14 protein-coding genes are annotated in these 18932 nt (G+C 49.8%); 13 read left to right on the forward strand and 1 reads right to left on the reverse strand.

The window, feature by feature from the left end; translation table 11 throughout:
* Nucleotides 1-19 precede the first annotated feature (19 nt).
* From ABE504_RS00700 to ABE504_RS00760, 13 genes are all read left to right on the forward strand, one after another.
* Nucleotides 20-2194, forward strand: coding sequence for a family 78 glycoside hydrolase catalytic domain (locus ABE504_RS00700; protein WP_430083076.1), 2175 nt, complete (start codon nt 20-22; stop codon nt 2192-2194).
* A 168-nt stretch (nt 2195-2362) separates the two neighbouring features.
* Nucleotides 2363-3379 carry a response regulator transcription factor gene (locus ABE504_RS00705; RefSeq protein WP_430083079.1) on the forward strand — a complete coding sequence of 339 codons (1017 nt, stop codon included), beginning with the start codon at nt 2363-2365 and terminating at the stop codon, nt 3377-3379.
* Nucleotides 3376-5217: a sensor histidine kinase gene (locus tag ABE504_RS00710; protein ID WP_430083081.1), complete on the forward strand. Its 1842-nt coding sequence runs from the start codon at nt 3376-3378 to the stop codon at nt 5215-5217. The genes ABE504_RS00705 and ABE504_RS00710 overlap by 4 nt, the downstream gene beginning before the upstream one ends.
* Before the next feature lie 69 nt (nt 5218-5286).
* Nucleotides 5287-6831 (forward strand): extracellular solute-binding protein, encoded by a 1545-nt coding sequence (locus tag ABE504_RS00715; protein WP_430083084.1) that lies wholly within the window; start codon nt 5287-5289, stop codon nt 6829-6831.
* A 64-nt stretch (nt 6832-6895) separates the two neighbouring features.
* Nucleotides 6896-7846: an ABC transporter permease gene (locus tag ABE504_RS00720; protein ID WP_430083087.1), complete on the forward strand. Its 951-nt coding sequence runs from the start codon at nt 6896-6898 to the stop codon at nt 7844-7846.
* Complete coding sequence (locus ABE504_RS00725) at nt 7846-8724, forward strand: carbohydrate ABC transporter permease (RefSeq protein ID WP_430083090.1); 879 nt, start codon at nt 7846-7848, stop codon at nt 8722-8724. Before ABE504_RS00720 ends, ABE504_RS00725 begins: the two co-directional genes overlap by 1 nt.
* Before the next feature lie 9 nt (nt 8725-8733).
* A complete protein-coding gene (locus tag ABE504_RS00730) occupies nt 8734-10800 on the forward strand; it encodes a glycosyl hydrolase 115 family protein (RefSeq protein WP_430083093.1) in 2067 nt (688 codons plus the stop codon).
* Nucleotides 10801-11107: 307 nt separating this feature from the next.
* Nucleotides 11108-12511: an ABC transporter substrate-binding protein gene (locus ABE504_RS00735; protein ID WP_430084704.1), complete on the forward strand. Its 1404-nt coding sequence runs from the start codon at nt 11108-11110 to the stop codon at nt 12509-12511.
* A gap of 78 nt (nt 12512-12589) precedes the next feature.
* Entirely contained in the window at nt 12590-13513 is a 924-nt protein-coding gene (locus ABE504_RS00740) for a carbohydrate ABC transporter permease (RefSeq protein ID WP_430083096.1), read from the forward strand.
* A complete protein-coding gene (locus tag ABE504_RS00745) occupies nt 13510-14379 on the forward strand; it encodes a carbohydrate ABC transporter permease (protein ID WP_430083099.1) in 870 nt (289 codons plus the stop codon). Before ABE504_RS00740 ends, ABE504_RS00745 begins: the two co-directional genes overlap by 4 nt.
* A 52-nt stretch (nt 14380-14431) precedes the next feature.
* Entirely contained in the window at nt 14432-16396 is a 1965-nt protein-coding gene (locus ABE504_RS00750; RefSeq protein WP_430083102.1) for a glycoside hydrolase family 127 protein, read from the forward strand.
* A gap of 130 nt (nt 16397-16526) precedes the next feature.
* Nucleotides 16527-16724: a DUF2281 domain-containing protein gene (locus tag ABE504_RS00755; protein WP_430083105.1), complete on the forward strand. Its 198-nt coding sequence runs from the start codon at nt 16527-16529 to the stop codon at nt 16722-16724.
* On the forward strand, nt 16714-17064 hold the full coding sequence (locus tag ABE504_RS00760) for a type II toxin-antitoxin system PemK/MazF family toxin (protein ID WP_430083108.1): 351 nt from the start codon (nt 16714-16716) through the stop codon (nt 17062-17064). The genes ABE504_RS00755 and ABE504_RS00760 overlap by 11 nt, the downstream gene beginning before the upstream one ends.
* A 745-nt stretch (nt 17065-17809) precedes the next feature.
* Here the strand turns inward: ABE504_RS00760 and ABE504_RS00765 are convergent.
* On the reverse strand, nt 17810-18700 hold the full coding sequence (locus ABE504_RS00765; protein WP_430083110.1) for a helix-turn-helix transcriptional regulator: 891 nt from the start codon (nt 18698-18700) through the stop codon (nt 17810-17812).
* Nucleotides 18701-18932 lie beyond the last annotated feature (232 nt).

The raw sequence follows: 18932 nt of genomic DNA on the forward strand, positions 1-18932 counted from the left end.
CGTAAAGGAGATTGGTAAAATGGATAAAACTTGGGCTGCGACCTGGATTCAGCATCCTGATTTTGCGGATATGGAGCCTGTTGACCTTTTGTATAAAGAAACGATTCCTCCCGAGGAGCCGTTCGAGCACCCAGTGCAACTGAAGCACCATCACGCCTTGTTTCGCAAGGCGTTCAAGCTGGAGCGGGCGGCGGGCAGCGACGTTCCGCTCCTGCTGGATCTGAGCGCCGACGATTATTACAAGCTGTATGTGAACGGCCGCTATGTTGCGCAAGGCCCCGCTCAAAACTACAGGTTCCATTACTATTACAATCGGCTGGATATTTCACCTTTTGTGACCGAAGGGGTCAACGTCATTGCAGTTCACGTGTACTATCAGGGGCTTGTGAACCGAGCTTACAGCAGCGGGGATCTGAGGCAGGGACTCATCGCCGAGCTGAGGGCTGGAGACGAGGTAGTATGTCAGAGCGATGGCAGCTGGACATGCAAGCGGCTGTGGAAATATGGCGACGGGCAGGCGGAGACGGTCGGGTATGAGACGCAGTATCTAGAACATATCGATAACCGGCTCGATGTTCCAGGGTGGAATTTGCCTGAGTACGACGAAGCTGGCTGGGACCATGCTATTCCTTTGGCGCAGCACGACTATGCGCTGTATTGTCAGCCTACGCCGGTGGTGGACACGTATCGCATTTCGCCTGCGCAAGTCATACAGCTTGTCGCGGGGCATCTGCTGATCGACTTCGGAGAGGAGATTACCGGCCAGCTTTCCCTGACGGCTTCCGGCGCTGCAGGCGATCAGATCGAAGTCAGATGTGGCGAAGAATTGAATGCCGACGGAACAGTACGGTATCAGATGCGGTGCAATTGCGACTATCGAGAAATATGGACGTTGTCGGACGGCGAGCAAGTTCTGGAAAACTATGAATACAAAACGTTTCGCTATGCCGAAGTGATCTCATCCACGGCAGCGATCGATCCGGGGACAGTTTCGGCGGTCGTTCGGCATTACCCGCAGTTGGACGGGCGTTATGCCGTTTTTAAAAGTGAAGATCCTATCCTGCAAGGCATCTGGGATATTTGCGAGCGGGCCGTGCGTAACTGTACGCAGGAATCGTATCTCGATTGCCCGAGCAGGGAGAAGGGGCAGTACCTCGGCGACAACTCGGTGATCGGGCATGCCCACTTGTATGTGAGCGGCGATCCGCGCATGTGGAAGAAGGCGCTTCATGAGTTCGCTTTGAGTTCCGCTGTCTGCCCTGGTTTAATGGCGGTCGTGCCGGGGAATCTGATGCAGGAAATCGCCGATTTCTCCTGCCAATGGCCGATGCAACTGCTGACGTATTACAAGCTGACCGGCGATCGGGCGTTTCTGGAGGAGATGCTGCCATATGCGGAAGGAGTGGTGGCTTATTTCAGCCGCTATCAACGGGAGGACGGTTTGCTTGAGCATGTGAAGGAAAAATGGAACCTGGTAGATTGGCCCGATAATTTGCGGGACGGCTACGACTTTCCGCTCACTCGGCCTGTCAGCGACGGCTGCCATGCGGTGATGAACGCTTTTTATATCGGTTGTATCAGCTCCGTTCAGGAGATCAAGGACATTCTAGGGATTGCGTATGACGATGCCCGTCCAGCGTTAAAGCAGGCTTTCTGTCAAGCTTTTTACCGCCCGGCGGCCGCCTTGTTTGCGGATGCCGAGTTCACGGATCATGCCTCCTTGCATGCGAACGTGCTGTCGCTCTTCTTCGGTCTGGCACCGGAGGAGGCCGTTCCAGCGATTGTTGCTTTGATTCGTCGCAAGCGATTCAGCTGCGGCGTGTATATGTCTTATTTTGTGCTGAAAAGCTTGGCCAAAGCCGGCGAGTACGGTATGATCTACGAGCTGATCATGTCGGACGACGAGCATTCCTGGCAAAACATGCTGCGCGAGGGGGCAACCACTGCGTATGAGGCCTGGGGCAAAGATCAGAAATGGAATACGAGCCTGTGCCACGCGTGGGCCAGTTCGCCGATTCCAGTGCTGATCGAGGATGTTTTTGGGCTCAAGCCGCTGATTGCCGGTTGGGAAAAGTCCGTATGCAAGGCCAAGCTCCCTTCGGATCTGCAGCCGTTTACGCTGGAAATGACCGTACCGTCCGGACGGATCAAGCTCGAGTACGACGGCAGCGAATTGACGTATGTGCTGCAGTAACGCAGGTTCAATCTGCAGGCCGCGAAAGCGGCACTGTCCTAATCCCGGCTGGTCCCAATGCGGACCAGCCTTTCTGCATTCTCTGTGGAAAATCGGATAACAATTTGTAAAATAAGATAATTTTTATCTGCTACAATTATGAAATAAAGATATTTGAGGTGATACGTAATGTACCATATTCTTGTGGCGGAAGATGAGCCATGGATTCGCGGCTCGATTGTTGAAATGCTGAATAGACTTGGCGAAGAACAGTTCACGGTGTCGGAAGCGACGAACGGGGAAGAAGCATGGGCGCTTGTGCAAGAGCAATGGCCGACTGTGCTGATCACGGATATTATGATGCCGCAGATGGACGGGCTCTCGTTAATCAAAAAAATTCAGGAACACGGCATTCCCATGACTTATATCATCATTAGCGGGTACGATAACTTCCAATACGCCCAGAAAGCCATTGATTATGGGGTTTCCCAATATTTACTCAAGCCGGTGGATATGGACCAACTCAAGGAAGCGCTGCGCAGATCGGAGCAGGATATGCTCAATCTGAGAGAAATTAACCAATATATGTCTCGCTTCCAGCAGCTGGTTAACAGCTATGCCGAGATAGCTCCTCAAACGACTGCCAGAAAAATGTCCGATCTGATTGATTCCGTCTTGAATCTGCGCTATCTCAATCCGGCTGCGAAGGTGAATCTGCTTCGCCTGTTCGAATGGAAATTGACCTCATTCGTTAAAGAACTGTCTCCCGAAGTCGTCGTCCCTTCCTTGCAGGAAGATGCCGTAGATACTGAAATTCTCCGTTACTTTAATCAGTTGACGCTGATGTTCATGATGAACGCTTCCCAGCAGAACGCTGTGACTACTAACCAGCTTTCGAAGAAAGTCTGCGAATATATCCATGCTCACTACAAGAAGGACATTTCCTTAACTGAAATGGCCCGATTTGCCAATATGAGCATCTCTCACTTCAGCTCCTGGTTTAAAAGAAGCACAGGACGAACTTTAGTCCAGTACATTCAGGAGGTGCGCGTCGATAAGGCGAAGGAACTTCTCTTGGAGACGCAGCTGAAAAATTATGAAATCGCCGAACAAGTCGGATTTGCAACCCAGCCTTATTTTATCCGGGTGTTTAAAAACGCAGTAGGCGTTTCCCCCAATGAATTCCGGAAGAGGATGGGGCTATGAATTTTATTCGATCGTTAATGTATCGCTATTCGATTAAACAGAAGATGATTACTGTCTTTCTGACACTCAGCTTGCTTTGCGTAATTACGGTTGCAACATCAGCTCGGCATTATTATACAAGGGCCACCACCCAAGATTTCTATAACATTGCAAGCAACTCATCAGCAAGTCTTAACAATCAAATTGATCGATATTTTAAGCAATTAATTCGATCTACCTCCGTAACGGTCGCTGGACCGCTTCCTTCGGCGAACATTAATACGAATCAGGAAGCCGGTCTGATCCAAAATTGGATGTCAGGCAAGTCAGAGTTGACCTCAACCAATCGTTTGTTAATTGAAGATATTTTGAGAAGGCATATTGCTATTAATTATTCTGAAATTGAAAGTCTTGTGCTGATGAAGACAGACGGAGAGATCATTTCTTCTAATGGGCAATTGGAGTTTCGGAAAGATGAACCTTGGTTGCAACTGCCAGTAACGGATAAAATGGTGGTCATTCCCACGTACGAGTCCTTCCCCTACCAGGTCCCCATTATTTCTTTAGTCGTTCCCGTTTTCAGCACAGAGAACACGAGGATGATCGGAAGATTGGTCATTAATTTGTCTTTGGACGAAGTCAACGAAATTATGGCCAAGACGAAAATTGGCCAAACCGGCACCTTCATTATTGTGTCAGCAGCCGATACGATCGTGTATCACCCAGACACCAACCTGCTTGGAAAACCGGTCTCCCAAACGCCGTTAAATAATGTCCAGTTAACTGAACGAGATTCGCTGCAAACGGTTGGCAAGATGGATTTCTTGATTACTTTTACCGAATCGGCGTTTACAAGTTGGCGGATCATCGCCATTGTTCCCCTGCAAGAAATGGCAACGGGGTTGAAGGCAGCTACCGAGTCAGTACTGATCGTACTTCTATTCCTTTTTGTCATCGTAATTCTGGTTGTGCCAATGTTGACAAGGCGGCTCATGGAGCCTGTAGTTCGGCTCAAGAGGGTCATGAATGAAGTTGAACGGGGCAACCTGGACGTTCAGGTTGAATTTCATCCCGGAAGAGATGAATTACAGAGTCTGAATCGCAGTTTTAGTCAGATGATTAGCCGACTGCGGGAGCTGATTGATGACGTGTACCGTTATCAATTACGGGAAATGCAGCTGGAGGTCAGACAGAAAGACGCCATGATTAAAGCGCTCCAAGGGCAGATCAATCCTCATTTTCTCTACAACACACTCGATATTATTCGGAGCATCGCTTTTCTTGAGGAAGTACCTAGAATTGAAAAGATTGCCGTGAATTTGGCCTCGTTCTTTCGATATACGGCCAAGCTGGAGCCGCTGGAAGTGACACTTCGCGAGGAAATCGATCATTTAAGCAAATACTTGGAAATTATTGATATCCGTTTCAAACAAAATTTTCTTAGTAAAATTTACGTAAATGAAAAGTTTATGGAAGCCCGTGTAGTCAAGCTATCCCTCCAGCCGATCGTGGAGAACGCTGTGAAATACGCGGTGGAGCCGCTGAATGGCAATGCCAACATTCTGGTCAATGCCTTTGATGAGGGCAATGACTTGATCATCGAGGTGGCGGATAACGGCCCAGGCATCCAGAGCGATAAACTTGAAGGTCTTCGCGCTTCGCTGTCCGATGTTGCCGAACAGCAAACAGCCGGTTATTATGCGGCAAGAGATTCGCTTGGCTTAGCCAACGTGCATGCACGCCTGGTCCTGCAGTATGGTGTGGGGTATGGAATCAGCCTGGATTCTTTTCCAGAGAGAGGAACTGTCGTATCGATCCGTGTTCCATTCAAAAGAGTAAGATTAGATAACAAAGCATAAAAATGTGAAAAATCAAAGCGCTATTTGTCCGCTACAATGAAATCGAAGTTACTTATAGGAGGGGTCGAGTTGAGAAAACAAGCAGCACTTCTACTTTCAGGCATGATGATTGTGTCCGCATTGGCAGGTTGCTCAAGCAGCAGCGATCAAGCAGGACAGACGGCGCAGAGTACAAACAAAGCCAGCGTGGCAGACGACAAAAAAGAAAAGCTGACCATCACCTTCATGCCGGAATCCTGGAGTGGAGGGAAATGGAAGGAGGACCACGCAACAATCAAGTATTTGAACGAAAAGTTCAATATTGATTTGAAGCTCATGTGGACGGACGGTCCTACGTATAAAGATAAGTTGAATGTGCTGGCTGCGTCGGGCAGCTTGCCAGACGTATATCGAGTATCGCCGGATAATTTCACCAAGTGGCAAAATGAAGGGATCTTTATGGATTTGGCTCCTCAATTGTCCAAATATCCGAATTTGGCCAAGGCGTTCCCGGAGAACCAGTGGAAACTGCTGAACCCGAAAGATAAAGAGTTCGGAATTCCGCTCTGGGAGATTGAAAATCGGGACAGCTATCAAATTCGGGCGGATTGGATTCGCAATGTCGGATTGCCGATGCCGAAGGAAGACACGTTTAATGTGGACGAATTCTATCAGATTATGAAGGCATTTGCACTGAATGATCCTGATAAAAATGGGAAGAAAGACACCGTTGGCTTCGCGACCGACAATGATTTGGGCATGAACACGTTTCAATTGCGTACTGCGTTTGGACTTGCCAATGGTTGGAAGCTCGTAGACGGCAAGTTGATTCCGCAATATGTGCAGTCGAAAGAGCAGAAAGACTTCCTGGGGTATTTAAGAAAAATGTATCAGGAAGGCATTATGGACAAAGACTTCCTGAGCAAAAAATACAATAACGTTTACGAAATGTTCCAAGGCGGTAAAGCAGGCATATACACGTCCCACCCTCTTGGACTGCGGACAGATAACGAGAAGTTGAAGAAAATCGATCCGAATGCCGAGCTTATCCAGCTTTCGCCGCCGGTCGGGCCATCGGGTCTCAGAGGGAATCCGAGTAATCTGATTGGCACGAGCAAAGTGGTCATCAATGGCAAAATTGATGCCAAGAAGCAGCAACGTATTTTGGAGATGTTTGATTGGTGGGTGACCGATGAAGGCACGGACATCATGAAAAGTGGGATAGAAGGTGTCCATTATACGAAATCGGCAGATGGGAAATTTGCAGCGACACCGCTAGTTGATACGGATCTTCCGCGTATCTTAAATAACTGGTTCTTCAAAAGAGCGGATGCGAATCTTGGGAATTTCAGATGGACCGATCCTGCGATTGCCAAGTTTGATGAAACTTATAACAATAACAATGCCAAATATCCTTATCGAAACGATTCGGGCGGTTTGGAGATTTATTCCGAGACTTATAATCAAAAATGGAATGATCTTGATACGAAGTTTAAGGAAACGCAGCTTAAAATCGTGATCGGTGAAGAGCCTGTTGACAGCATCGACAAAGCCATCGCGGCATGGAAAGCGAACGGCGGTGATAAGATCATCCAGGAAATGAACGACGCTTACGCCAAATACGGCGTGAAATAAGGAAGGATATGTCGGCCGCATCTGCTGCGGCCGACCACTTTTTAACAAGAAAGGCGGAACTGTTATGAAGTCCGTTAGCGAATTGGAAGCGGCCAGCGTACCGAGGGCTTCTTCCTCCGCCGCTCAGTATATGAAGCGAGCTTTTCCCATTTATTTAATGATACTGCCGGGATTTTTGGCAATCGTTCTTTTTAAATATTTGCCGATGTTCGGAATCGTCATCTCTTTTCAAAAGTACAGTCCGTTTAAGGGCATTTGGGGAAGCCAGTGGGTGGGGTTCGATCATTTCGTTCGTTTATTTACTGAACAACAGTTTGTGACGCTTCTAAAGAATACGCTCCTTCTCAATCTCATTGATATCTGCTTTTATTTTCCGGCGCCAATCGTGTTTGCGCTGATTCTTAACGAAGTTCGGATGAAATGGTTCAAGTCGACCATGCAAACCGTCGTGTATCTGCCTCACTTCGTTTCGATGATTGTAGTCGTAGGACTTACGATTGTTCTGTTTGCAGGGGAATCCGGCGGGGTTAATCTTTTTCTGGATTCTATTGGTCTTCCTCGTTATCAAGGGTTAAATGATCCTGATCATTTTCGCTTTATCTGGCTGCTCCAGAACATATGGAAAGAAGTTGGCTGGAGCGCAATCATCTATTTGGCGGCTCTTTCCGCGATTGATCCCACGCTCTATGAAGCTGCAGTCATGGATGGCGCCAATCGCTGGAGACAAATATGGCACATTACGCTGCCGTCACTTGGCGGTGTGATTCTCACGCTTTTCATCCTCCGTCTAGGCAGCTTTATCGATATTGGCTTTGAGCATATCTTCTTGCTGCAAAATCCGCTGAATCTATCGGTTTCTGACGTGTTTGACACCTATATCTACCGGATTGGCGTTCAGCAAGGCGAATTCAGTTATACAACGGCTGTCGGTTTGTTCAAATCGGTTGTAGGACTTGTGATGGTGCTTTCGGCCAATATGATTGCCAAGCGTGCCGGCAAGGAGGGCGTATATTAATGAACATTCGGCGTCTATCCGGGAATGAGCGGTATTTCGATATCCTCATCTATGCTGTACTCGTCGTCTGGGGAGCATTTATCTTGTTCCCCCTGCTTTATGTTTTGATGACTTCTTTCGCTACGGAGAAGGAGTATTTAACAAGAGGTTTCTTCATTATTCCAAGAGAATGGACGATGGATGCCTATTTGTATCTGTTAGCTAACGACGACTTCGCCAGGAGCTTTGTCAACGCCATTGTCGTTACCGTCGTGGGTACCGCAATCAGCATAACAGCAACCACGTTCATGGCCTATGGGTTATCGAAGAAGTGGATTAAAGGAAGAAACATCATTAATTTCATGATTGTATTCACAATGCTGTTCTCAGGAGGTCTGATCCCGACCTACCTGGTAATCAAACAGTTCGGCATGATTGATACGTACTGGTCCATGTGGCTTCCGGGGGCGATTTCCCCCTTCTACGCGATCGTCATGCGCAGCTTCTTTTCCTCGCTGCCCTACGAACTGGAGGAGTCCGCGCGTGTGGATGGCTGCGGAGAGTGGCGAATGTTTTTCCGAGTTATGCTGCCGCTGTCGATGGCTTCCATAGCTACTTTTGTATTGTTTTATATGGTGGGGTATTGGAATACGTATTTCTCTGCTGTCATTTATTTGAACAATTCGGACAAATGGCCCTTGCAGGTGTTCTTGCGTCAAATGCTTGTATTAAACGATTCGCTGGACGGCAGCGCCACGCTAATGGATCAAGTGATCACTTACACGCCGGGTGTCCGGATGGCGGCAATTGTTGTCTCGGCTCTGCCGATGATGATCATTTATCCGTTTCTTCAAAAGCATTTTAACAAAGGCATGCTGCTGGGATCGTTGAAAGGGTGAGCTTGTACAATGAAATTTACGATTGATCAGCATACAACCTATCGCATTGTGGAAGATCCGCCATCCGCTGTTCGCTATGCGTGGGAAATGGTGAAACGAGACCATGAGCGGGTACTGGGAGGACATCCGGCAGTTGTAACGAAGGAGGGAGAAGCGGCTGACGTTGTGATTCGTTATGCGGAGCTTGAAGACCGCTGTCCTGAACGGCCGGAGGCGTTCTGCTTCCGGTTCGTGGAGAACAGGGATTCCGTGGAGCTTCACATCGTGGCAGGAGATGAGCTGGGGCTTGTCTACGGCATGCTCGCATACAGCGAGCAATATCTCGGTGTACATCCCTTCTGGTTCTGGACAGATGCACTGCCGGAGCGGAAGAGCCGTATTGACGTATCTACTGAGGATTATGTATCGCCGGCGGCTTTCGTCCGGTTTAGGGGCTGGTTTGTCAACGATGAGGTATGTTTAATTGGTTGGAAGGAGGAATATCCGCCAACCCGTGAAGTATGGCAGCCGGTCTTTGAGACATTGCTCCGATGCGGCGGGAATATGGTTATTCCCGGTACGGATCTTCCCAAGCATGGCATTCATAACGAATTGGCGGCGGAAATGGGACTGTGGGTAACGCACCATCACGCAGAGCCATTGGGAGCGGAGATGTTCTCGCGGGCGCATCCGGATAGGCAAGCCAGCTACCAACAGGAACCGGAGCTATTCGAAGCCCTTTGGGCGGAGGCGATCCAGAAGCAGAAGGATAAAAAGATCGTGTGGGTGCTTTCCTTCCGTGGTCAAGGGGACAGTCCGTTCTGGAAGCATGACCCTTCTTTTGATACGCCGGAAAAGCGGGGAGCCATGATCAGCAAGGTCATCCAGAGGCAGCATGAAATGATCAAGAGCGAAGTTGCGGATCCTATTTGCTGCGTGGCTTTGTATGGTGAAATATCAGAGCTGTATAAAGGCGGTCATATCTCAGTGCCCGAAGGGGTGATTCAAATATGGGCGGACAATGGCTATGGCACCATGGTCAGCCGCCGAAATGGGAACGAAAATTTGCGCATCCCTGCGCTGCCTGAAGAGGGCGCGCCAGGCAAGCACGGGATTTATTATCATGTGACGTTTCACGATCTGCAAGCATCTAATCACTTGACCTTGTATCCGGGCTCCGCCGAGTACGTGAAAGAGGAAGTTGAGAAGGCGTTTAACGCTAGGGCCACAGAATACGTATTGGTCAACAGCGGCAATATTCGTCCGCATGTGTACACCCTGGATGTGCTGCGGGAGCTGTGGCAGCAGGGAACCGTGGATGTGGAAGCGCATCGCGCTGCCTTCGTACAACGCTATTTCCCGGCTTACCAAAGCGAGATCGCTGATTTGTACCGGATCTATGCGGAGGCGTCCATTCCCTATGGCCCCTTTGAAGATGATCTGGCCGGGGATGAGTTCTATCATCATCCCGCTCGCATCATTATCGGCCATTGGCTGCGTGGTGACGGAGATCAGGCGGATCGAAGACTTCAATGGGCGGCAGGCGACGTCCCTTTTGCTGAACAGGTTCGCTATTTCGGCGAGCGCGGTGCCTATGGCTTAGAAAGCTGGGGACACTGGCTGGCGCAATGCGATGAGCTGTTGGCCAAGTTAAGCGAGGAGAACCAGCGACAGCAGGTAATAGACCAGCTCAGGTTCCACGGCGAGCTGCATCATGCGGGCAGTGAGGGGCTGATGTGGCTGGGGAAAGCCTTTGAAGCCTACAACATGCGGCAGCTTCCACAAGCTTTCGTTCTGGTCTCACGCTCCCTTTGGGCTTATCAGCGCGGGGTTGCAGCTCTGCGCAACTCGGAACGGGGCAAATGGGCGGACTTTTATCGGGCGGATTGGCTAACCAACCTGGAAAGCACCGCGTGGAATGTGGACACACTTCGCCGATTCCTCCGAGTGCATGGAGATAGTCCAGATTTCTTCTTGTGGTACAAGCAATATTTGATGCCTGAGACGGAGAAGCATATCTATCTGGAGAATACCCACAGGGAGCCGCTGACAGACGATGCGTTGGCTGAGTGTCTGCTCAAGAAGCTGTTCGAATAAGCGATTGAATAAGTAAAGAAATCAGGAACCACATCGAGTCAATGCCTAAATGGTGTTGGCTCGTTTTCTTTTTACGATTGTTGGTGCAATTGCTCAGATATAGAGGTTGAGATTTCTAAAAAAGAGGTTGAGATCCTTTGTCGTCAAACAGCAAATGTTAAGCTATAATTCAATTGTAGCGCTTACATAAAAGAATCATTTTTGAAAAAACTCTAAAAAATGGACAGATGAAATATGCCCCGCCAACGCGGGAGGAATCGCGGCATATCGATGAATGATAAATGATGGAGGGGTTCATGTGAAGACAATGAAAAAAGGATTCTTGGTTAACGTATCGATGGTCTTGCTCTTAGGCGTGATGGCCGGATGCTCCACGAATAACGACAATCCAACCACATCGCCGACGGGAGAAGCGGCTTCCAAATCGCCTGCGGCGACGACGTCATCTTCCACGGAGAAGGTTAAAATTACCTATGCGATGTGGGGGAGCGAGGCGGAAGGAAACAAGACCCAAGAAGCGGCCGACAAGTTTAATGCTTCCCAAAACAGAATCGAAGTCAAAGTGCAGGCGATTCCTTGGGAAAATTACATGGCCAAACTGAATACACAGGCAACGGCAGGCCAATTGCCGGACACGGGGATTTTAAAAGAGGATGGCGTCATCCAGTGGTCCTCCGATGGCATGCTGAATGATGTCAGCAGTATGTACGAGGGAAGCGATAGCAAACCGCTCGACAGCCTGGCCTACAAATATCAAGGCAAAACCGTAGCCTATGCCGCTGCCAATGAAATCCTCCTTCTTTATTACAACAAAGACATGTTTGACAAAGCGAAGGTCCCTTATCCGCCATCTGCCTTGGATAAAGCATGGACATGGGACGAATTCGTAGCCACGGCGAAGAAACTGACGGTCGACAAGAATGGCAAGCATCCTGACGAGGCTGGCTTTAATCCGCAGAGCATTAAGCAGTATGGCGCATCCGTCGAAAATTTGCCATGGCAGTTGGAAACCTGGGCGCTTAGCAATGGCGGCGGTTTCTACTCGGGTGACGGGACAGCGGTGAGAATCGGGGAAGACGCCAGCATGGAAGCGATTCAGAAAGTCGCGGATCTGTACTTGAAAGACCATGTTGCGCCGTTGTCCGTTGGACAGACGGATGATGGCGTACAGCGTACCCTCATTGCAGGAACGGTTGCCATGGCGACGAACGGCGCGTGGAACGTAGGAACGAGCTTGAATGCGGCCAAGGAGGCAGGACTGAAATATGGCGTAGCCGTGCTGCCTTACATGAAGGAAAAGGTGACGCTCAACACGGGCGGTGCCAATGTCGTCTTCTCCCAGACCAAGCATCCGAAAGAGGCGATGGAATGGCTAAAATGGTACAATGCCGAGGAAAATAACTGGGGACTCATCTCGTCGGGCATTTGGATGCCAACGCTGAAAAAGTGGTATACGGATGAAACACTGACGCATAAATGGGTCGATAATCCGAACTTCCCTCCGTATAACGAATACAAGTCGGCTGTCGTCGATTATGCGCAATCTTCGGCCGCGAGACCTGCTTCCTGGTTCTATACGAATCATACGACGGACTTTAATACCTTGCTGGGATCGGTTCTGGGGGATGTCTGGACCGGAAAAACTTCCGCCAAGGACGCCATTTCCAAAAATCTCGAAGCTTTGAAAGCAGCCAATAAAGGCAAAAAATAACGGATAGGACGGATACCGCCGACTGCCCAGAACGAGTAAGCGGCGGTTATCCTTCAACAATGAGGTGGGGAGCAACATATGGAAACCTTGAATAAACCTCTGCGGCGCCGTTCCCGCTTTTTTGCCGGCGAGGCACGCGTTGCTTATATATGCTTGATTCCGGCAATAGTCGGATTGATCTTTCTTACCTATCTGCCTCTTCTTGGCGTGCTAGGTATTAGTATGACGAATTGGACGGGGTTAAAAAGCCCTGAATTTATCGGCTTCAGCAATTATATCGCGCTGTTTACCACGGATCCTTATATTAAGGATTCCATTATAGCGACGCTCTACTTCGCGTTTTTATCCGTAGCCGGCAGTATGATCTATTCCCTTTTCATCGCGATGCTGTTGAACCGTAAAATTCCGGCAAGAGGCTTTTTCAGAGCTGTATTCTATGTGCCTTTCGTTTTGCCTGCCGCTGCGATCTATGTAGGCTGGTCGTGGCTTTACGAGGCGAATTTTGGTTTCTTCAACTACCTTCTCTCTGAAATCGGATTGAACAAAATTCTCTTTATCGCGGACTCCAACTACGTCGTTCCTTCTCTTTCCTTGATTGCGGTCTGGTTGTCGGGGAACTTGATTGTCATTTTTCTGGCGGGGCTGCAAAACGTGCCAAGCGTCTATCATGAAGCGGCCGAAATGGATGGTGCGAACGGGTGGAACCGCTTCCGGCATATCACCTTGCCTTGTATGACGCCGATCATCTTTTACAACCTGTTGCTGAGCCTGATCGCAAATCTCCAAGTCGTGACGCCGGCCCTTGCGCTGACCAATGGGGGACCGGGCAACTCTTCCCGATTCATGACATATCTGATGTATGATCAGGCTTTCGTCAATTACAAGCTGGGCTATGCCTGTGCGACGACCTTTATTATTTTTGCCATCCTGGCTGCGTTTACTGCCGTTTTATTCAAAACGTCGAAACGGTGGATCTTTTCCGAAGGAGACGACGATCAATGAGCGAAGTCGCATATGCCACTTTTAAAAGCAAGAAACGCAGTGAACGCACGATGAACGCGCTTGCGCTTATCGTCGTCATCATCTTTGCCCTTATCGTGCTTTTCCCGATCTGGTGGATATTCCGTACGTCTTTGATGACGAATCCCGAGATCTATCAATATCCGCCGTCACTCATGCCGAACAATTGGCTGTTTTCCAATTATGAAAAGACATTGAAGATTTTTAAATTTTGGAAGTATTTATGGAATACGATGATCATTATCGTGCCTTCCTGTTTGGGAGGGACGTTCACAGCTACCTTGTGCGGCTATGCGTTTGCGAGGCTGCGGTTCAAGGGCAAACAGTTCCTCTGGGCCCTTTGCATCGGTTCTATGCTCTTGCCGGCCATGGTTACGCTCATTCCCCTGTATATCGGCTGGACGCGGGGACTGGGGCTCAATGACAGCTATCTGCCGTTGATTTTGCCCTATTTTTGCGGCGGCGGCGCGTTTAATATCTTTCTGATTCGGCAGTTCATTGTCTCGATCCCGAGAGAGCTCGATCAAGCGGCAACGATTGACGGCGCCGGGTACTTCCGCATTTTGTTCAGCATTATTATGCCGGCCATCAAGCCTGCAATGATCGTTGTCGCCTTGTTTATTTTCATCGGCTTGTGGAACGATTTGCTCCAACAGATGATTTACATTAATTCGAGCGATAAATACACGATCGCACTCGGCCTTACCAATTTTAAAGGTCAATTAAAGCAAGATTGGGCGTTAACGATGGCAGCCACATGCCTGTCCTTTGCGCCAGGTGTCATTTTTTACCTGATTGGTCAGAAATATTTTGTAGAGGGAATTACGTTAACTGGATTAAAAAATTGATTCCGCGGATCTATGCCGACGAAATAAACGTAAATGAAAGCGGTGCTGTGCGATGTCGAAGCAAATGAAGGATATACGGCTGGAAACAGGGAAGGTTCGGATTGAGGACAGCTTTTGGTCACCTTATATCCGGTTGGTGAAGGAGGTTGTGCTGCCCTATCAATGGGAGGCGCTTAACGATGGGATCGAGGACGCTGAGCCGAGCCATGCGATTCGGAACTTCCGCATTGCGGCAGGGCAGGAAGCGGGTATGTTCGGCGGCATGGTGTTCCAGGACAGTGACGTATACAAATGGTTGGAGGCCGCCAGTTATATGCTCAGCGTGCAGCCGGATCCGGGGTTGGAAGCCATTGCGGACGATGTCGTCGAGCTGCTGGCCCAAGCTCAACAGCCGGACGGGTATTTGAATACGTACTTTACGCTCAAGGAACCGGAGCACCGCTGGTCGAACCTGGCGGAATGCCACGAGTTGTACTGTGCGGGCCACTTGATCGAAGCGGGTGTCGCTTACTTTCAGGCGACGGGGAAGCGCAAGCTGCTCGATGTATGCTGCCGGTATGCAGACTACGTGGATTCGGTGTTCGGCAGCGAGCCGGAGAAGCTGCAGGGCTATGACGGGCATCAGGAGATCGAGCTGGCGCTGATGAAGCTGTACGAAGTGACCGGCAACGAGCAGTATGTGAAACTGAGCCAGTTTTTCCTCGATGAGCGGGGGCGGCAGCCGAGCTTCTATGCGCAAGAGTACGAGAAGCGCGAGAACAAGGTGCATTTCAAGGAGCTGAACATGGCGTTCGACTTAAAATACAGTCAGTCGCACCTGCCGGTTCGGGAACAGGACACGGCCGTCGGTCATGCAGTTCGGTTGGTGTACATGTGTACAGGCATGGCGCACGTGGCTGGGGTGACGGGAGATGCGAGCCTGTTGGAGGCGTGCCGCAAGCTGTGGGCGAACATCGTGCACAAGCAGATGTACATTACCGGAGCGATCGGGGCGATGGCGTATGGAGAGTCGTTCACGATCGACTATGATCTGCCGAACGATACAGTGTATGGCGAGACGTGCGCGTCGATCGGCCTGATCTTTTTTGCCCGGAGGATGCTGGAGAATGAGCCTAAGGGTGAGTACGCCGACGTGCTGGAGCGGGCGCTGTACAATACGGTGCTCGGCGGCATGGCGATGGACGGCAAACATTTCTTCTATGTGAATCCGCTGGAGGTGCATCCGAAGGCGAATGAGGTCAATCCGATTTATGGGCACGTCAAAATCCAGCGCCAGCCGTGGTTCGGCTGCTCCTGCTGCCCGCCGAATATCGCACGTCTGTTAGCTTCGCTGAACCATTATGTGTATACGGCCAGGGGGGATACGCTGTATGTTCACCTGTATATCGGGGGTGAAGCGGAGTTGCGTATCGACGGCCAGCCGGTGAGGATTCAGCAGGATTCCGGGTACACGTCTGACGGGGTTGTAAGTTTAAGCATACAAGATATCGGAGCTGCGGGGCCTTTTACTTTGGCTTTCCGAGTTCCTGCATGGTGTGAAGACGTGGTGTATCGGCTGAACGGCACGATATACTTGCCAGATGATGTGCGGGACGGCTACGCGTACCTAACGCGGGCGTGGCAGTCGGGCGATCGGCTCGAACTGCTGTTCAACATGCAGGTGCAGTTGATCCAGAGCCATCCGCTCGTCCGCCAAAACGCAGGGAAAGTCGCGCTGCAGCGCGGTCCGTTTCTCTATTGCCTCGAGGAGGCGGATAACGGGAGTCATCTCCACTTGCTGGAGATTGACAGAGAGGCCGCGTTTACGGTCGAGTACGATCCGTATCTGCTGGACGGCCTATCGACGATCCGCGTGGAGGCGCTGCGCACGGAGGTGCCGGCTGAGGGCGCGCACTTGTATGCGCCGCATAAAGCATGGGCGCAAAGCCGAGTCATGTCCACGTTTATTCCGTATTACGCGTGGGGCAACCGCGGATCGGGCGAAATGATGGTGTGGGTGAAAGCCGCCCGCACGTAGGTGAAGGGGCTGTCTTCGGAGGGGGTGAACTCTGGAGGCAGCCTTTTTGGCGTGTCTGAACATTGCTTGGCATGGTATAATAAGATATATGGAGAATTCGGTATCACGAAGGAAGGGTGGTTGATCCAGGATGAGCGTGAACAGAGAGGAACTAAAAAAATTAATTGATGAAATCCCTGAGCAAGATGCAGTTGAAGTTATTGATTTTATCGGCTATTTAAAGATGAAACGGGAGCGCGAGTCTTTCCATGATCTTGAAAAAGCTAGCGCAACTAGTACTGATTTCTGGAACAACCCTATTGATGATGAGGTATGGAATGATGTATAAACAAGGAGATATTTTGTTAATTCCGTTCCCATTCAGCGATTTGTCGTCTAAGAAGCAAAGGCCTGTGCTCGTTTTGTCCAATTCCGTATTTAATGGATCTCAACAGGATATCGTGGTAGCTGGTATCACTTCCAATTTGTCCGATCGTACTTATCTTATTCATTTAACCACGAACGATTTAGAGCAAGGGCAACTAAAGACTGATTCGGGAATAAGGGCCGATAAGGTGTATACGTTATCCAAGCAGATCGTAGTGAAAAAATTTGGTCGAGTCAATGAAACGATCATCAGTCAGGTTAAGGACAAAATAAATGAATTGCTGACTGAAGCAGGGAGTTAACGACGCTTCGCTCAATGAAACCATGCAGACCGTTCATCGAACGGTCTGTTTTCGCATATCCGCAGCGCATACCCTCGAAGCGTCGCTATGACCTCCCATTCGATTTTTATGTGTAGCGGTTGCCACAGCTCCTATTTCGCTGAAAATACGTCATTCCAACTTGTAACGGTTGTGACAGCGCTAATTTGCTAAAAAACCAGCGAAACCAGGCCGATTTCGCCCCAATAGCCGCTGCTGCAACCGTTAGCCCTGGAAACGTGGCATTTAGCGCCAAATAGGCGCCAGGGCAACCGTTAGACAACCGCGGCACCCCGGAACACCCCAATGGTGTCAGGTTAAGCAAATGAAGCCAACATGCAGCTGTCTTAACCTGACATATGAGGCATGCATGCCGCCCACCGTCCACCGCGCCGCCGTCGCCGTACTCGCCGCCGCCCACCTGCGCGCTGCTCCTCCAATGAACTGGAATTTCTCCCGTTCATTTTTGCGTTTTCGCCTCAATCGGGGTGCTGAACTGGAATCCTTCCAGTTCATTTGCCCTTGCAGGGGCAATTCACTTCAAACTGCTGAAATGAACTGGAGATTTTCCAGTTCAGCTAACACCAGAGCCGCTTCCAGACGAAACGAACTGGAGGTTTTCCAGTTCATGGACACGCCAAGCCGCTCTAGTAGCTTGACGTCGTCTGGCTCTTCTTGTCATCAGGTTATGCTAACCTGACAACACCCCCGAACAGCCCTGCCCCCTCTACCCTTGCCCCGTAAAATTCTTCCGAAAATTAAGCGGTGAAATCCCCTCTTTATTCGAAAAACAATAAGAGAAATACGACGCATGCTGAAAGCCGCACTCCTCTGCGATTTTCGTCATGGACCAATTGGTCTGGATCAGCAGCTTTTTCGCCTGCTCGATGCGGTACTGCAGGAGAAAGTCGATCGGCGTCATGCCGAACACTTTCAGCATGCATTTCGCCAAGTAATTCGGATGATAGTTCAGCTGCTCCTGGAAGGTCGCGTTTGAGATTTTTTTCATATAGTTCTGGCGAATGAACAGCTCAACCTTCTCCGCCAGGTGAAAAGCCGTCATATCCGTCGTCGCGATCAGCTCCCGGCTAATGTGCTGCAGGAAGAGCTGGAACGCGTTTTGCTTGCGCCAGTTGCGCACGGAACGGGACTCATCTTCGAGTTGGAAAAAATAGGCTGCAAGCTCAAACGCTTTTGGCGTCAGCTTCATATATTTGGGGATGAAAATGGAGTTGACCTCGGCATGGTTCAGGAATGCGGTTGTTCGATGATTGTTGATCAGTTCGGCTTGATTTTCCAGGCAGGCATTCATATCGGCATATTCGCCCCAGGCCCCGTGGGTGTGAAAATGAATCCATATAATTTCAGTCTCCTGTGTGCAGGGGGCTGTTCCGTAATGGTTGAGATCCGGACGGAGAATGATGGCTTCATGCTGCTTCACCGTCCAGTTATGCTTGCCTTCTCCGATGTAAATCGTGCCCTTGGTCACAATGATTAAGTCGAAGGTACCGATTTGATTCCGCGAAATATGGAGATCGCCAGCTTGATAGAAAGCGCTTCCGAAATCCAGGAAATAAGGGATGGGCGGGGCAATAAAGTGCAGGATTTGTGGATGCATAGTCACCTCGAAAGGTTCGTTTTTTGATAGCGGATAATACGATCATAGTACCATATTTGATTGATAAATGGAGAGTGATGTTGAGATTTCGAAAAAAGGTGTTGGGAAAATTAATGCCGCGCCTCGGCCGAATCGGTATGATGAATCTATCGGGAGGAGGGGATCGCACAGCCAATCTGAAGTGCATCGCGACAGCATGATGTGACGGAAGAAATCTAACATTTCTTTTAAG

Origin of the sequence: Paenibacillus oryzisoli (assembly GCF_050467285.1) — a bacterium.
GTDB lineage: Bacteria > Bacillota > Bacilli > Paenibacillales > NBRC-103111 > Paenibacillus_E > Paenibacillus_E oryzisoli_A.

Coding starts and splice junctions, on each gene's coding strand:
- ABE504_RS00700 (WP_430083076.1), top strand. CDS start 20: ATGGATAAAACTTGGGCTGCGACCTGGATTCAGCATCCTGATTTTGCG.
- ABE504_RS00705 (WP_430083079.1), top strand. CDS start 2,363: ATGTACCATATTCTTGTGGCGGAAGATGAGCCATGGATTCGCGGCTCG.
- ABE504_RS00710 (WP_430083081.1), top strand. CDS start 3,376: ATGAATTTTATTCGATCGTTAATGTATCGCTATTCGATTAAACAGAAG.
- ABE504_RS00720 (WP_430083087.1), top strand. CDS start 6,896: ATGAAGTCCGTTAGCGAATTGGAAGCGGCCAGCGTACCGAGGGCTTCT.
- ABE504_RS00725 (WP_430083090.1), top strand. CDS start 7,846: ATGAACATTCGGCGTCTATCCGGGAATGAGCGGTATTTCGATATCCTC.
- ABE504_RS00730 (WP_430083093.1), top strand. CDS start 8,734: ATGAAATTTACGATTGATCAGCATACAACCTATCGCATTGTGGAAGAT.
- ABE504_RS00735 (WP_430084704.1), top strand. CDS start 11,108: ATGAAAAAAGGATTCTTGGTTAACGTATCGATGGTCTTGCTCTTAGGC.
- ABE504_RS00740 (WP_430083096.1), top strand. CDS start 12,590: ATGGAAACCTTGAATAAACCTCTGCGGCGCCGTTCCCGCTTTTTTGCC.
- ABE504_RS00745 (WP_430083099.1), top strand. CDS start 13,510: ATGAGCGAAGTCGCATATGCCACTTTTAAAAGCAAGAAACGCAGTGAA.
- ABE504_RS00750 (WP_430083102.1), top strand. CDS start 14,432: ATGTCGAAGCAAATGAAGGATATACGGCTGGAAACAGGGAAGGTTCGG.
- ABE504_RS00755 (WP_430083105.1), top strand. CDS start 16,527: ATGAGCGTGAACAGAGAGGAACTAAAAAAATTAATTGATGAAATCCCT.
- ABE504_RS00760 (WP_430083108.1), top strand. CDS start 16,714: ATGATGTATAAACAAGGAGATATTTTGTTAATTCCGTTCCCATTCAGC.
- ABE504_RS00765 (WP_430083110.1), bottom strand. CDS start 18,700: ATGCATCCACAAATCCTGCACTTTATTGCCCCGCCCATCCCTTATTTC.